The sequence below is a fragment of the Alicyclobacillus sp. SO9 genome (genome assembly GCF_016406125.1).
GTDB lineage: Bacteria > Bacillota > Bacilli > Alicyclobacillales > Alicyclobacillaceae > SO9.
Genome location: NZ_CP066339.1, coordinates 2,881,178 through 2,897,210, shown reverse-complemented (window position 1 = coordinate 2,897,210; position 16,033 = coordinate 2,881,178). Strand labels below are relative to the sequence as shown.

At 50.1% G+C, this 16,033-nt stretch carries 13 protein-coding genes; 12 read left to right on the top strand and 1 reads right to left on the bottom strand.

Annotation, left to right across the window (positions count from 1 at the left end; translation table 11 throughout):
* Nucleotides 1–59 precede the first annotated feature (59 nt).
* The 9 genes from hemA to GI364_RS13485 all read left to right on the top strand — a co-directional run bounded on the left by hemA (nt 60) and on the right by GI364_RS13485 (nt 10,596).
* Entirely contained in the window at nt 60–1,502 is a 1,443-nt protein-coding gene (hemA, locus tag GI364_RS13525) for a glutamyl-tRNA reductase (RefSeq protein ID WP_198849805.1), read from the top strand.
* Between the two features lie 11 nt (nt 1,503–1,513).
* A complete protein-coding gene (gene ccsA, locus GI364_RS13520) occupies nt 1,514–2,326 on the top strand; it encodes a cytochrome c biogenesis protein CcsA (protein ID WP_198849804.1) in 813 nt (270 codons plus the stop codon).
* 80 nt (nt 2,327–2,406) lie between these two features.
* Nucleotides 2,407–3,333 carry a hydroxymethylbilane synthase gene (hemC, locus tag GI364_RS13515; RefSeq protein ID WP_198849803.1) on the top strand — a complete coding sequence of 309 codons (927 nt, stop codon included), beginning with the start codon at nt 2,407–2,409 and terminating at the stop codon, nt 3,331–3,333.
* Entirely contained in the window at nt 3,330–4,160 is an 831-nt protein-coding gene (locus GI364_RS13510) for a uroporphyrinogen-III synthase (protein WP_198849802.1), read from the top strand. The genes hemC and GI364_RS13510 overlap by 4 nt, the downstream gene beginning before the upstream one ends.
* A 44-nt stretch (nt 4,161–4,204) precedes the next feature.
* Nucleotides 4,205–5,179, top strand: coding sequence for a porphobilinogen synthase (gene hemB / locus GI364_RS13505; protein ID WP_198849801.1), 975 nt, complete (start codon nt 4,205–4,207; stop codon nt 5,177–5,179).
* Nucleotides 5,180–5,253: 74 nt separating this feature from the next.
* Nucleotides 5,254–6,543: a glutamate-1-semialdehyde 2,1-aminomutase gene (hemL, locus tag GI364_RS13500; RefSeq protein ID WP_255524448.1), complete on the top strand. Its 1,290-nt coding sequence runs from the start codon at nt 5,254–5,256 to the stop codon at nt 6,541–6,543.
* Between the two features lie 165 nt (nt 6,544–6,708).
* Nucleotides 6,709–8,205 (top strand): LysM peptidoglycan-binding domain-containing protein, encoded by a 1,497-nt coding sequence (locus tag GI364_RS13495; protein ID WP_198849800.1) that lies wholly within the window; start codon nt 6,709–6,711, stop codon nt 8,203–8,205.
* A 45-nt stretch (nt 8,206–8,250) separates the two neighbouring features.
* Nucleotides 8,251–9,237, top strand: coding sequence for a hypothetical protein (locus tag GI364_RS13490; protein WP_198849799.1), 987 nt, complete (start codon nt 8,251–8,253; stop codon nt 9,235–9,237).
* A gap of 12 nt (nt 9,238–9,249) precedes the next feature.
* On the top strand, nt 9,250–10,596 hold the full coding sequence (locus GI364_RS13485; RefSeq protein ID WP_198849798.1) for a phosphotransferase: 1,347 nt from the start codon (nt 9,250–9,252) through the stop codon (nt 10,594–10,596).
* Nucleotides 10,597–10,722: 126 nt separating this feature from the next.
* Here the strand turns inward: GI364_RS13485 and GI364_RS13480 are convergent, their stop codons facing one another.
* Nucleotides 10,723–10,884, bottom strand: a complete 162-nt coding sequence (locus tag GI364_RS13480) for a hypothetical protein (RefSeq protein ID WP_198849797.1) — start codon at nt 10,882–10,884, stop codon at nt 10,723–10,725.
* Nucleotides 10,885–11,012: 128 nt separating this feature from the next.
* Between GI364_RS13480 and GI364_RS13475 the strand changes: the two genes are divergently transcribed.
* From GI364_RS13475 to GI364_RS13465, 3 genes are all read left to right on the top strand, one after another.
* On the top strand, nt 11,013–11,519 hold the full coding sequence (locus GI364_RS13475) for a hypothetical protein (RefSeq protein ID WP_198849796.1): 507 nt from the start codon (nt 11,013–11,015) through the stop codon (nt 11,517–11,519).
* A gap of 441 nt (nt 11,520–11,960) precedes the next feature.
* Nucleotides 11,961–14,621 (top strand): valine--tRNA ligase, encoded by a 2,661-nt coding sequence (locus GI364_RS13470; protein WP_198849795.1) that lies wholly within the window; start codon nt 11,961–11,963, stop codon nt 14,619–14,621.
* Nucleotides 14,622–14,704: 83 nt separating this feature from the next.
* Nucleotides 14,705–16,018 (top strand): bifunctional folylpolyglutamate synthase/dihydrofolate synthase, encoded by a 1,314-nt coding sequence (locus GI364_RS13465; RefSeq protein ID WP_198849794.1) that lies wholly within the window; start codon nt 14,705–14,707, stop codon nt 16,016–16,018.
* Nucleotides 16,019–16,033 lie beyond the last annotated feature (15 nt).

Here is a 16,033-nt window from a genome sequence, read left to right as displayed (position 1 = left end):
CAGCGTGATATAATGGGTGATAGATTGTAAGTTAGTTCTGAAACGGAGGTGTTCGCAAGTTGCATATTGTAGCTCTAGGTCTAAATCAAAATACTGCAACTGTCGATGTGCGCGAACGCATCAGCCTCTCCGATGTGGATTTGGATGAAGTGTTGGAGCAGATTCGCAACACAAGTACTGTCTTGGAAAGTGTCGTACTTTCTACATGCAATCGGACTGAAATCTATGCAGTAGTAAGTTCTTATAAAGCCGGCGAGGATTACTTAAAGTCCTTGTTGACGAAACGCGCTGGGATTTCTCGACAAGAACTGGAACAGCACTTATACGTTCATCGGGGTGAAGAAGCTGTCGTTCATCTAATGAAAGTGATATCCGGGATGGACTCCTTGATAATAGGTGAGACGCAAATTCTGGGACAGGTGCGCAACGCTTATTTGCTTGCCTCAGACAGTGGTAATACCGGTCTTTTACTTAATCGATTATTTCGACTTGCGATAGAACTCGGAAAGAAGGCTCAGACGGAAACGGACATTGGTAAGAACCCTGTTTCCGTGAGCTATGCAGCGGTGCAATTGGCAAAGAAGATATATGGCAACTTGTCGGGGCAGCGGGTATTGGTGGTTGGCGCAGGAAAAATGAGCGCACTGGCAGCACAGCACCTGCATGCAAACGGCGTTTATGACATCTCGGTGGTGAATCGAACATTTGAAAAAGCGAAGGAGTTGGCTTCGCAGTTTCAAGGAACAGCATATCCATGGGATGAGCTCGATAAGTGTTTGAGCGAAGCGGACATTGTGATTTCATCCACGCGTTCTCAGTCAATGGTGCTGGCTCAGCATCAAGTGATGTCGGCATTGAAGGCGCGCAGCAATCGGCCAATGATTGTCATCGATATTGCAGTGCCTCGAGACGTTGACCCGGCTGTGGGGGACTTGCGTAATGTCTATTTGTATGATATTGATGATCTACAAGGTGTCGTCGCTGCCAATGTGGAAGAAAGAAAACGTCAATCGGTTATAGTGGACGATATGATACAGAGTGTCTTGCGAGAGTATTCACACTGGCTGTCTGAACAAGAAGTAGTACCGCTTATCACTGCAATTCGTGACAAAGGCACCAGGGTTCAGTCGGAAGTCATGGAAAGCTTACAGCGTAAGCTTCCGGATTTGTCTGAGCGGGAACTAAAACTGATTAACAAACACACGATGAGCATTGTCAATCAGTTATTGAGAGATCCGGTCAAGAATTTAAAAGATTTGGCAAATACTCCGGGTGGCACAAGGCAGATAAGCGTCTTTGCTCAGTTGTTTGGAATCGCGTCGACGGATTTGCTGGAAGCTGCGAAGGGCAACATTCTTGCTCAGTCGAACACGGGTGATGTTCGCCTTACCGAGCTGGCAGAGCCGGGATTTATAGATATGCTGCGAAAATGGCGGGATTCATTGTTAACAGAAGAAAATGGGCAAGGTGACGAACTGCAACTGCATCCGGTACTTCGCTAAGGAGCGCAGCAATGGTTTGGAGTCGACTTCTGTATGATGGTATGATTATCCTGTACGCTGCGAGTTTGGTTTTATTCTTTATGGACTCTATACAACCGCGCCGGACGATTAATCGAACGGCGCTTATTTTGTTATTTGCTGTTTTCGGGCTGTTGACGGCGTACCTGCTCCTTCGTTTGGAGCGGTTTGGAACACCTCCGGTATACAACCGGTTTGATTTGTTGCTTCTATTGTCATGGATTATCTTGCTCGTTGCTGTCGTCGTGCAAACCTTTTTTCAAGTTGGAATGCTTCTGTTCTTTGCAAACGCTCTCGTTTTTTTTATGGTTGTCTTTGATATTGTGGGTCGAACCGACGTGATTTATCCCCATCGACAGGGAGACCTGCTGGTTTTGCACATCGCAACGGCTGCACTGAGTTATGCTGCTTTTGCATTTGCTTTCTTGTTTTCCGTCATGTATTTGATTCAAGAGCGCATGCTGAGGAAGAAGCAGTGGAGTGCGTGGTATTTTCGCTTGCCTGCCCTCGATGTCCTAGATCGCTATAGTTTTGGGTCAATTGTTGTTGGCCTGCCGCTGTTGCTTATATCCATGCTACTAGGTATGATTTGGGCGAATATTAGTATAGGGAAGTTTCAATTTTGGGATCCTAAGCCCATTGCCACTGTAGTTTTATGGATTATGTACGGTGTTTACTTGATGTTGCGGTTGCGGTCGGGATGGGGCGGACGTCGCTTAGCGGGGTATAGTTTGATATGCTTTATAGGGGTTGTCGTTAATTTCTTAATTGTAAGCAATATCTCCGTGTTTCATCATGGTAATTGACCACTCGTGAGCACTGTAATATAAGGCAACTGCTTGCTAGAGGACAAGCTTTTAAGAATGAAGGATTGAGAGGACTAGTTATGAGAACGATTCGCGTGGCATCACGAAAAAGCGCCTTGGCGATGACTCAAACAAAATGGGTCATTTCGAAAATGCAACAGCTCGCACCGGACACGCAGTTTGTGATTGTGCCTGTGACAACCAGAGGAGATACGATTCTAAATGTCACATTGTCTAAGGTGGGCGGAAAAGGCTTATTCGTTTCAGAAATTGAGCAGCTAATGTTGAGCAACGAAGCTGACTTGGCTGTGCACAGCATGAAAGACATGCCTGCCCGGTTGGCGGACGGACTCGCCCTTGGAGGCGTGCCGGAACGAGAAGACCCTAGAGACGCATTCTTATCCCGAGACGAAGTACCTTGGCAAAAGCTTCCTCAAGGGGCCGTAGTAGGTACGTCAAGCTTACGTAGAATGGCGCAGATAAGGGCGTTAAGACCTGATATTCGCGTCGAGTCCATCCGCGGAAATATTGATACACGCATCGCAAAAATGGAGCGTGGAGATTTCGATGCCATTCTTCTTGCAGCCTCTGGACTTGCTCGTATGGGCTGGTCGAAACGCATTACGCAGTATTTGGAACCAGACGATTGTCTTCCGGCGGTGGGACAGGGGATTCTCGGAATCGAATGTCGTAAAGACGACGATTACGTGTTGGAGCTCTTGGCTCGTTTGACGGACGAAGCTGCCCAGACTGCGGCTTTGGCAGAACGCAGCTTGCTAGCAGCCTTAGACGGCAGTTGCCAAGTTCCTTTAGCGGGATTTGCGACCGTTGACAAAGATGGAGACATTCATTTAAAAGGCCTGGTCGCGGCGGAGGACGGAACTACAGTTATCCGGGCAGAAGACCGCGGCAGGAACGCTTCGGAACTTGGTCAAAAGGTTGCAGCCAGATTGCGAGACCAGGGGGCAGAGGAAATCCTGAACGCAGTGAGGGTGAGCGATTCATGAAATCCGGAGAGAAAAACGGTGTGAGTTTGCCGCTGAAGGGCGTTGACGTTATCATTACACGTCCTTCACAACAAGCTGAGGGAATGATTGAGAGAATCTGTGACTTGGGCGGTGTGCCTCACATTGCTCCGGTAATTGAAATTCATTATCGTGACAATGCACGTGTAGACCAGATGATTCAAAATCTATCAGATTATGACGTTGTGGTTCTCACTTCTGCAAACACGGTTCGTTCCTTGGATGCTGCTGCAAAGCGAGTGGGCCGGCAGCTTCCGGAAAGTAGTATTACTTGGATTGCTATTTCTGAGAAAACAAAAGAGGTTGCAGCAAATCACGGGATTGCTGCCGAGGTTTACCACGGTGTGCGCAGCAGTGTAGAACTAGCTCATCACATGATTGAATCCTTTGCAGGGAAACCTAACACGCGATTTCTTGTACCGCGGGGCAATTTATCGGACACTCAATTCATAGAAAACCTCCGTGATGCAGGTTATGCAGTGGATGAGTGCATTTGTTATGATACCGTCGAATGCCATGTTCCACGAGCAAGGTGGCAGGACTTATTCAAAGCAGAACGGATTGCTATCCTGCTCTTCAGTCCGTCGGCCGTGAAGAGTCTGCTGAAGCAAGTGGGTCCAGCGCACTTTAAACAGCGCAATGTGCAATTTGTGGTAGTGGGTGAGACCACAAAGCAAGCTTGCGAAAAACTGGAGCTGGAAGTTGCTGCGGTTGCTGAACACCCCAGTTCTGAAAGTGTCATTGATGCTGTGGTAGATGTTATGCGGCCAAAAGTGAAACGGGTGAAGGATCGACAGGACAAGTTTTAAATCCAGAACGAAACTCAGAGAGGTATAGAAGGAGGAAATGCAAAATGGGAGGGTTTCAACGTCATCGCCGTCTAAGAAGCAGTCAGGCCATGCGGAACCTGATTCGAGAGCATGAGTGGAATGTGGGCGACTTGATTTACCCGATGTTCGTGCAGGAGGGTTTAAGCGGGTCCGAAGAGATAAATGCCATGCCTGGAATCTACCATCATGGTTTGGACGATTTCCGTCGCGAGATTGGACAGATTAGTGAGCTATCTATTCCTGGTATCATTCTGTTTGGGATTCCCCAGGAAAAGGACGATGAGAGTTCCGGCGCGTACGCGGAAAACGGTATTGTACAGCAGGCTATTCGCGCGGCAAAGGAGGAAAATCCTGAGTTGCTGGTCATGACAGACGTCTGCCTATGCCAATATAATCCGGCAGGTCACTGCGGTGTTGTACGAGGCGGAGAGATTGTCAATGACCCCAGTCTCAATTACATAGCTCAAACCGCCTTGTCTCACGCACGGGCAGGTGCGGATGTCGTAGCTCCCTCTGATATGATGGACGGGCGGGTGCAGGCGATTCGGAGAATACTTGACGAAGAGGAGTTTCACAATGTAGTAATTTTGTCGTATGCGGTTAAATATGCTTCTGCATTTTACGGTCCGTTTCGCGACGCTGCGCACTCCGCCCCCTCGTTTGGTGACCGGCGTACCTATCAAATGGATCCGCCTAATGTTCGGGAAGCGGTTCGCGAGGCCCAGTCGGATATACTTGAGGGCGCGGACATGCTCATGACAAAGCCGGCACTCTCCTATCTTGATGTGACGCGCACGATTCGTGAGCAGTTCAATGTTCCGCTTGCCACTTACAATGTCAGCGCTGAATACAGCATGGTAAAGGCGGCCGCAGCCAAGGGGTGGATTGATGAAAGGGCAATGATTCCGGAAATACTGACGTCGTTCAAAAGAGCGGGTGCAGATTTTATTCTTACCTATCATGCCAAAGAGGCGGCTGTGTGGCGTAAAGACCTATAGGAAAGGGGATTTCCTGAGGCAGAATCCGCAAACGACGTTGAGGCAATAGAGTTATGCAGAGGAGTTGAAGATCTGTGCGAGAGCGTTCTGCGAAAGCATATGAAGCTGCACAAAAAGTGATGCCGGGCGGGGTAAACAGTCCTGTTCGAGCATACCGTGCCGTTGGCGGAACACCAGTTTTTGCGGACCACGGCGAAGGGCCCTACGTCTACGATATTGATGGTAATCGGTACATCGATTACCTGTTGTCGTGGGGTCCGTTGATGTGGGGGCATGCTCACCCGGAGATTGTGTCGGAAGTAACGAGAGTTACGGCTAAAGGAACAAGTTTTGGAATGCCGACTGAGCTGGAAACGCAAATGGCTGAAATGGTTGTTTCACTTGTTCCTTCCATCGAAGTCGTACGAATGGTCAACAGCGGAACCGAAGCCACTATGAGCGCACTCCGGTTGGCTAGAGCTTATACCAATCGCCCCTATATTGTGAAATTTGAGGGATGTTATCATGGTCACGCTGACAGCCTGTTGGTCAAGGCTGGCTCAGGTGTTGCCACGTTTGCGTTGCCTGACAGCCCAGGTGTTCCAGGTGGTACGGCCAATGCTACTTTGACTGTTCCATACAATAATTTGGAAGCACTGAACGGTCTGTTCCAAAAATATGGATCAGACATTGCCGCCGTGATTGTCGAACCGGTAGCTGGCAATATGGGGTGTGTTTTGCCAAACGAAGGCTATCTTGAGGGAATCAGAACGCTTACGGAGGCCTACGGGAGTCTGTTGATTTTTGACGAAGTCATGACCGGTTTTCGCGTATCTTTAGGAGGTGCTGGTGCACGCTTCAACGTGAAGCCCGACTTAACCACTCTTGGAAAGGTAATTGGAGCAGGATTACCGGTTGGTGCGTACGGAGGTCGTCGAGATATTATGGAACAAGTGGCGCCGGCGGGCCCAGTCTATCAAGCGGGTACGCTGTCTGGAAATCCCTTGGCGATGGCAGCGGGATTGAAGTCGCTGCAGATGTTAAAGGATGCCGACCAACAAGGCGTTTATCAGAAAATGCAGGACTATGGGCAAGCCTTGGTGGACACCTTTGTTTCATTGGGCCGTGAAAAAGGAATTCCTGTCTATGGACATGCAATGGGTGCAATGTTTGGCTTGTTCTTTCACAGCGGACCTGTTACTGATTTTGATTCAGCGATGGAGTCAGACAAGGAACGCTTCGGACAGTATTTTCAGTTAATGTTGACAGAAGGTGTGTCCATAGCTCCCTCGCAGTTGGAATCAGGTTTTGTCTCTGCAGTTCATACAACTCGGGAACTAGAATACACGCAAGCAGCAATGAAAGCGGCTTTTCAGCAGTTGTAAAACAGGTGTACCGCAACCTCCTGATTTAAAATACTGTCGATGGTTTATGGGCCCGTGCGCAGTTGTGTCTGCACACGGGCTTTTATTGTGCGGACATATCAGAGTTCAACAGGGCATAAATTTATGGTGGAATCCTGTCTAATTCAGCAAAAGGAGGGAACAGCCTTGGGAGATTCGGACCGTAGTCCACAAATTCAACTCGAGATCGATCAAGAAGTATTTATAGATTCAGTAGTCGACGGAGATATTGTCGAGGATGCTACCGTAGCAACAGAGGTAACCTTGTTTGACCGCGTCGGAGATGCCTATGTACTGGAAGGAGCCATCGTTTTTGCCGGGTATACAAAAAATCCATCAAGTGCGGAGAGCGACACTGGGAGCGAGAACCTAGAGGAGGCGTCTGACGCATTGTCGTTTGGGATGGCCAGCAATGGTGTCAATCATCTCCATCATAGACTCCCATTTATACTCAGAGTTCCTGTAAAGGCACAACCTCGCGGTATTGTCAATGTCAACAGTCGAATTTCCTCGTGGCAGTTGGAGGTCATTGGCGCAGGGTGGATTCGAATCATCGGTGACTTATCCATACTCGGTTTAAACGGAGACAAGGGATACCATTTTGAATGCGGAGCTCAAGAGGAAGGAGACCTGTTGTTCCACCAAGCCTCCAGCAAGGGACCTGAATTCTACGATGATGCTTACGAAGTGAATGATCCTCCTCTCGACGCCTCAAATCCTAGCGGCGCAAATCCTGGGATGTCGCATCCTGAGGATGAACGGAAGCCATATGACTCCCCCTATGAGACTCCGCAATGGCAGACAGACGCAGCAGACGAACTGCAGCTTACCAGAGGGTCAGAGGACGATATGGATGTTACGCCAGCCTATACGGATGCAGAGCATGATGAGAACCCTGATATGAGGCACACATCCGACGTGGGAGACGCGGACAGAGTCAGTGAAGCACGAGGCGGTCAGGAGATGGCAGAGACGCAAGTTGGCAGGCCGTCTCCAGAAGGGGATGAGTCGGAGAATTTCTCCAGCTCCGAGTTGCACAGACTCGACAGATTGTTTGGAGCGGAACGTTCACCGCAGACAGAGGCAAGCCAGCAGAGGGAGGGATACCTCTCGGATTCTGAGGAGGGCCATCCAGGCGAAAGTTCTGCTGTTTACAAAGCATTCTCTCAGGAGCATCGCCATGTAGCAGAGCCTTCGCTGGACGAACTGCAGCAGCAGCCTGACAACGACAATGTCGTTGAATTCGATTTTGAGCACCAGGTTCCCGATGTCGGCGCAGTACAACCTGAAGAGACACAGAACGAGCACCAGGCAAGTCATCGCAATGCTGTCAGCGAAGAAGCTGGCGATGGGGAGACTCCCGAAGTAGTTCTGAGAGAGTCTGACGACGAAGCCGAGACGAGGGCGGAATCTGTGTCCATGTCGTCAGATATGTGGTCGTTTGTGGACTTTGACGGGCCGGATACACAGTATACTCTTCGTTTCGTGATAGTGGAGGACGAGGAATCACTGGAAGACCTCTCTGTGCGCTTGAATTGTTCTGCTGATGAGTTAGTACAGATGAATCACTTGACCCGGGATACTGTGGTCCATCCTGGTCAGTCACTGGCAGTTCCGGAATCTGAACAGCAACAAGAAGCGTAAGCAAAACGGGAAGGTTGTCTGTCAGACAGAAGGGGGTTCTGCAACGTGGCAAAGGAGTTGTGGCAAACCCTTGGTCCGCACGTGGATACGTACGAGCTCGCTGTCACAAACATCGTTCCAGTAGATTCAAAACGAGTCCAACTAAAGGGGAGGCAGGGCAGATTTGAAGCTGTGCTTGCCTCCGTCAACGAGGCCGCCGTAAAGAGAACTGCGGGAGACCTTTTGGCACACCAGGGGCAACGGCTCGTGCAGCGCCACTTGAAGAATGTCTACCAAGAGCGGGCGCGGAGGGTGAATGAAGGAAGAGTCATGTATGTGAGCAATGTTTTTGAGGGGAGACCTCTGCAGGTCACACCATACGATGTTTTGCAGGCTGGTGAAAACTTGGGTCTTCTCCACACTGCGTTGGCAGAAGGGCGAGCCGAACTCCAGCCTTACCGCAATGTCATGCACAACCGATTAGGGTCGTGGATAGAGAGTTTAAAGTCGGCGCAGGAGTTGTTTGTCACCGAGAGGACTTTTGCCAGAGATAGGGTTCGTCGACAAGATACAAAAGCTTGGAGCGACTTGGTTGACAGTTGGATCGACGTGAGCGGCCGTGCCGTCGAATTACTTGAAAAGCAAGGCTACAACGAATGGTCCGCAAGTAAACCCGGTGGGATTGCATGGAACGGTTACAGACTGTCCAGTCTCCTTCGCTTGCCAGACGGACGGATGGCAGTCAACCAGGTTTCCGCACCAGTTCGTGATACTCCTTTGTATGATTTAGCTTCCTTGTGTCTAGATGTGTCTGAGTCTGGACATGTTGACGGCGTCATGGAAGCAATGGACGCTTATGCGCTCCATCAACCCATTGATGAGGATGAAAAAACCATGGTACTGGCGTTTGTCGCCTTTCCTCATCAAGGCCTGCGGATGCTTCACGGTGTTCGAACAGGTCGTGTAAATCTTTCAAGTGACTCAGCATGGAAGCGCCGAATGGAACAACAGAAATCAGTGAGCAACAGGCTTCTTGATAAAACACGAGGCTGAGGAGGGAACTCAGTGAGGGACGTTCAGTCAAGTGTACTACGCATGCTTCACTCTTATGGGATCCCGGCGGATATTGTCGAAGAATATGACTGCGTTCCGGTGCGAATCCGTCGGGTGGGAGACACAGTGAAACTACAGACGATGTTCGGAGCCAGAGCTGTTAAGGCGGTTTCGGAAAGGCTGGCGAACGTACAAAATGCCTTTACCGTGACGGAATACCTAGCCGGACAGGGTGTTCCCAGAGTTCCCCGGTTTATCCGAAATCGGTATGGAGACCCCTACGTACGAGACGGGAACCGGTTCTACTATATGACTGATTGGATCGGCGGGCGTGCATTGGAAGTCCGTCACAAAGAACACATGGCGCGGGCCGTTGAAGAACTTGCGCTGTGGCAACGGAACACCATGGGGGCTCTTGGCACAGGAGACAGTGTCAGACCTGCACAAGGATTCCAGGAAAAGCTCCAACGCTTGTACGACAAGTCCGCATCATTTTGGAAAGACGTGCGAGAAAAGACAGAAAGGACGGAGTTTGAGCGTCTCTTTCTCGGTTTTGCTCAAGATGTGCTGCTTCGTACGCAGGAAGCCATGGATAGGCTGACTGCGCTTGATTTTGCAACGCACGAAACGCAAATGTGTGCAATGGGGTGGGTCTGTCACGGCAACTTTTCCGCGGCGCACATTCGCTATGATGGAGAGTTCTACACCATTGTTGACTACGACAGTGTGGGTCCTGGCGCCCCTTTGTCAGACTTGGTTTATTTTATGAACAGCCATATGAACGAACACGCCTGGGATGCTGGGCTGTTGAAGGAACTGGTGGAGACCTACCTTCGTGAAGTCAGCGGAGCAGATGACTGGGGTGTCTATATCGCTGCCATGCTGAGAGCGCCCTTAGACATTTTGCAACTAGTGGAGATTTATCAGTCGCAGGATTTCAAAGATGAAGGACTGTTTTCGGATGTGCTTGAACACTCTCTCGAACTGCTCGAGACGAAAAGTAAGGGGCTTGAACAGCTCAGTCAGGCCGAAAGCTCTGTTTTAGCCCAAAACCATGATTTATCAGTGAACGATGAGGAAGTCGTGCATGCAGATTTGCGAACGCGGCAAGACGACGGTGCAGAGGTTGCAGCCCAAGTAGCTAAGCTCGAAACGCAACGAGCGGATGCAAAGGTTGAAGCAAACAGACAGGAGTCCCGAAAGCAGACAAGGCGTAGAAAGCCGCAACGGGAGATGACGCAGATTCGTGTTCGAAAGTACCGACCCAAACCGACTAGACGAACGTCTTCAAGCGAGGACGTTGCGGATACATCAAGGCCTGCGCGTTTGTGGGGAGATGCTCAACATCCTGGCGAATAGACTTTGTAACAAGCGAATTTGAAGCTGTGAAAAGGAAGGTGACAAGGATCTGAAAATAGGGCCCGCGTACTGGCCTCGTCCAGTCTGCGGGTCTATTAGTTATGGGGTGAGGCTCGAACACGTCGACTATGGTCCTCCGATGAACATCGTGGCAAAGACAATAAACAGGATAAATAAGACGAACAGGTCTAATGCACTTGGCCAAAACAGGGCGCGGAGGAATAAAAGAAAAATGGCTACGGCTAGTAAGAGCTTTACAAATCTCGCCATTGCGTAGAAAAAACTCATGTCGGCGCCCCCTCCAATTGTCTTATTGTTATACATATGCACGGATATGCCTGATGCAACCCTTCTGGTCAAGTATTGTTGGAGTTTGGTAAGATAGAAGTGACTAACGGATAGATGGAGGACGTCTTTTGAGAGAGTATACGACAGGAAAAGGAATTTGGAATGGATGGGCATGGCGCCTTGTTGGACTCACAGTCTTGGTTATCTCAGCCTTGGAATTCATCGCTGTTATCACAGTGAAAACCCAGATTATTTCAAGTTTGATGCTTGGGGTCATGGTGGTAAGCTACTGGGTGATTCCGCGAATCGAAGAACGTAAACTTGCCAATGCCATCGTTGGGGTCGTTGCGACTGTTATTATTGGCTTCATACTACAAATGGCGCTGCACGAGCAGAACGCGATGATAGGCAAACCGCCGCGTCCCGTCGGAATGATGGGGATTCTACAGACAGACGGACTGACGCTGGTAGTGGGAATTATAATGGCTTATTTATATCTGAGACTGACAAATTGGTCACAGAGAAAACGTGCAGAGTTGGACACGAAGAGAAGTCAGAAAGCTGCGAGCAGCAGCACATCTGCGCCCCAGCGGCGTCATCATTCTGCAAAGAACAAGAAACGCAAGAAACGCTAGGCGTTGCTTTTGTCGCTCCAGCTTGACAGGGCATTGGCTACATGAGTACTATACTGTGTAAGCTCGAACTGAAGATTTACTGTTGCCGCGGAGGAGTAGGATACAGGCCTTGTACATCCGGTACAATGGAGTAGAGAGGGCAATCTAGGCTGGAAATTGCCTGCAAGGTGTATCCGAACGTCGCCCGGATAATTATAGCAGGCGGGTCATTTCGTTAACAATGGCTGAGCAGCCTGAGCGAGCGGCCAGAGCCTGCTTGCTCAGGAAGTCAGGTGGTACCGCGGAAATACTTCCGTCCTGATGGGACGGAAGTATTTTTACGTTTGCTGGACTTGAAAATGTGCGTGACTACAGCGTTCGCCAAGTGGCGACGGTGCGCTCGACCGCACTAAATTGCGGTGCGAGTTTCCATATATTGTGCAGAGATGGGGAGAATTTGCGATGACTGAAACAAATGAGAATCTTTTATCCAAAGTTTACGACCCGACAACGGTTGAGGAGCGAATCTATCAGTTTTGGGAGAATGGGGGCTATTTCAAGCCTGCAACCCCCAATGAAAATGAAGCTTTTTCGGTCGTTATGCCGCCGCCGAACGTAACGGGATCACTTCATATTGGTCATGCTTGGGACAACACACTTCAGGATATCATTGTAAGATACAAGCGGTTACGAGGCTATGATGTGCTGTGGGTCCCTGGAACGGATCACGCCGGCATTGCTACCCAGACACGCGTAGAGAAAAGTATCAAACAAGAAGAAGGCGTGAGTCGACACGATTTAGGCCGCGAGGAGTTCACTCGACGTGTGTGGGCGTGGAAAGAGGAGTACGGCAACATTATTACCAATCAAGTTCGCAAACTTGGTGCATCGTGCGACTGGTCCCGTGAACGGTTTACCATGGATGAGGGTCTCTCCAACGCCGTTAAAAAAGTGTTTGTGACACTCTATGACAAAGGACTCATTTACAGAGGAAAGCGTATCATCAACTGGTGTCCGCGTTGCGCTACAGCACTGTCCGATATTGAAGTGGAACATGTGGATGTACAGGCGAAACTGTATCACGTCCGTTACGACTTGGCAGACGGCAGCGGTGAGGGGGTCGTTATCGCGACCACCCGGCCTGAGACGATGTTTGCAGATGTGGCAGTAGCAGTGCATCCAGATGACGACCGTTACCGGCACCTGGTTGGCAAAATGCTGAAACTCCCGCTTACAGATAAAGAAATTCCCGTTATTGCTGACGGCTACGTCGATAGAGAGTTTGGTACGGGTTGCTTAAAGATTACCCCGGCACATGATCCGAACGATTTTGAGGTCGGCCAAAGACACGGTTTGGAGATGCCTCAGTGTATTGACCCGGACGGACGTCTGAATCGTCTTGCTGGCGGATACACCGGCTTGAGCCGAGAAGAAGCGCGCCGGCTTGTGGCGGAGGATTTAAAGGCTCAAGGATACTTGCAGGAAGAGGAAGAAATTGAGCACGCAGTGGGCCACTGCAGCCGCTGTGATACGGTGGTTGAACCATTCTTGTCTCTGCAGTGGTTTGTGCGGATGGATACACTTGCCAAAAATACGCTGCAACGTGTCGAGGATAACCAGCTCAGGTTTGTCCCAGAGCGTTTTGAAAAGGTATTTGTACATTGGCTGGAGGACGTACGGGACTGGTGTATTTCTCGCCAATTGTGGTGGGGCCATCGCATTCCAGCTTGGTATTGTGATGACTGCGATGATATCACGGTGTCGATGGAAGACCCCTCAGAGTGCTCTCACTGTCATTCGAAGAATATCCATCAAGAAGTGGATGTCCTTGACACCTGGTTCTCATCCGCTTTATGGCCCTTTTCAACGATGGGCTGGCCGCAAGAGACAGCAGACTTGAAGCGCTATTATCCGACAAATGCGTTGATGACCGGTTACGACATTATTTTCTTCTGGGTTGCGCGGATGGTCTTTACGGGCGTCGAGTTTACCGGACAGATGCCCTTTGCAGACGTTGTTCTGCACGGATTGATTCGTGCTGCGGATGGGAGAAAAATGTCGAAGAGCTTAGGGAATGGTGTCGATCCCATTGAGGTCATTTCGCAGTACGGCGCGGACGCGCTGCGGTTTATGCTGTCTAACGGGACCACTCCAGGGAACGACCAGCGTTTTCAGTGGGAAAGAGTGGAAAGCGCCCGCAACTTTATTAATAAGATTTGGAACGCATCTCGGTTTGTGCTCATGAACGTACCGACCGACGGCTTTGGTGAATTTAACCCGGCTGATGCAAAATTGGATGTCGAGGACCGTTGGATACTACATCGGCTGAACGAGACCGCAAAGTCGGTTGCTGAACACTTGGACAGATACGATTTTGGAGAAGCCGGCCGAGCGTTATACGACTTCAGTTGGGATGAGTTTTGTGACTGGTACATTGAGTTCTCAAAGCTATCGCTGTACGGTGACGATGAAGAGCGTAAAGTCCGCACGCAAGGAATGCTGGTTTATACTCTGGACCGTCTGTTGCGTATGCTGCACCCGTTTATTCCCTTTGTCACGGAGGAAATCTGGCAGGCACTGCCGGGTACCGGTAAGGCCCTAATTGTGTCGGAGTGGCCGGCCTACAGTGAAGAGTGGAGCGATAAGGCTGCACAGCGTCAGATAGGAGTTGTCAAGGACGCGATTCGCGCGGTAAGAAATATACGGGCAGAACTTCAGGTGGCTCCCTCCCGGCAGGTGGCCATGACCGTCAAAACGCAGGACAAGGAGACTTCGAACTTGTTCGAATCGGTGCGCTCATATCTGGTTCGCTTCTGTCAGTTGTCTGAGCTGGTGATTGACGAGCAGGCACAGGTCCCCGAAAAAGCAATGACGGCTGTAGTCACTGGGGCAGAAATCTATCTGCCTATTGCCGGTCTCGTAGACCTGGATGTGGAGCGAGAGAGGCTGCAGAAAGAGAGGAGCAGATTGGAGCAGGAGGTAGACCGCGTCAAAAAGAAACTCGCAAATTCGAAGTTTGTAGAGAGGGCACCGGCCTCTGTGGTCGCTGGCGAACGTACAAAATTGGATGATTATGAGGCGAAACTTCAGGCAGTGATAGAACGCTTTGACAGCCTTCAGTAACTTGGCACAAAACCCTGTCAGATGCACTGACGTGAAAAGGCAATTGGTCTCCAGTGACCATTTTACGAAAAGGAGAATACATTATGTCCGTAGGATACAGTGATGCTCTCAAATGGTTGCACAGCCGTGCCTCGCTCGGTGTGAGGCCGGGGCTGAAACGTATGAGAGAGGTTCTGCGGGCGCTTCACAATCCGGAAAGAGAGCTCAATTTTGTACATGTAGCCGGAACGAACGGGAAGGGGTCAGTAAGCAAGATTTTAACTTCTTTGTTGCAGAATTCCCTTCGCGTCGGTACCTTTACATCGCCTGGACTCGAGGGGCTGCGCGCGGACTTTTCGGTTAACGGACGATTGGTGGAGACGGAGGATTTTGCCAAGGCTGCACAAGCGGTTATGGCTGCCGAGCAGGTTATTAGCAAAGACGACCCGCTCACAGAATTTGAGGCTTTAACGATTATGTCGATTTTGTACTTTGTTCAGAAACGTGCAGACATTGTCGTATGGGAAGCTGGGCTCGGCGGTAAATCGGATTCCACTAACGTGGTGCACCCGGTGTTGTGTGTGATTACAAATGTAAGTCTGGACCATCAGGGTATTTTGGGTCACACGATACCAGATATCGCCAGGGAGAAAGCAGGCATTATCAAAGAGACAGTGCCCGTCATAACTGGTGCAACGGATGCTGCTCTAGCTGTTGTACAGCAAATCGCGGAACAAAAGGGTGTAAGCGTGTTTCATGCACCGGCGGCGTTTTCGGTCACTGGTGACACCTACGGAACTGTACAAACGATTACGTACCGGGGTCTCTTTGACGACTTCTATCGTTTGCCGCTGCCGCTTCTCGGTACGTATCAGCAAAGCAATGCGGGCTTGGCTTTGGCTGCATATGAACTGTTGGTACAGAAAGGAATTCTGCCACCTCTGCGTCTGACTGAAGTTCGGAGGTCGTTCGAAGGGTTGCGTTGGGAGGGACGTTTCGAGGTCTTGTGGAATGGCGTAGCACCTGTTGTTCTAGATGGCGCTCACAACCAGGCTGCAGCAAGGGCATTGTCACAGTCTCTCAAGGATTTTAGCCAGCTTTGTCGAATAGATAGTCCATGGCTTATGATTATCGGGGTCCTTGAAGATAAGGAAGTTGGTACGATGATTGATGTCATGCGCCCATGGCTTAACGATGTGGTGGTTTGTGAGCCTGATAATGGGCGTGCTTTGCCTGTAACCACGCTCGAAGAGAAAGTGAAGAAGGCGTCACGGAAGATTCGGGTTGCTGCTGCACCCAGCGTTTCTCACGCTGTATTCAAAGCATTGCAGAGCAGACGACCAGTCTGTTGCTGGGGTTCACTGTATACGGTCACGGAGGCGCGGAAAACTATACACGATATTATTGGGGATTCTTGAAGAAGGCGGTGTAGC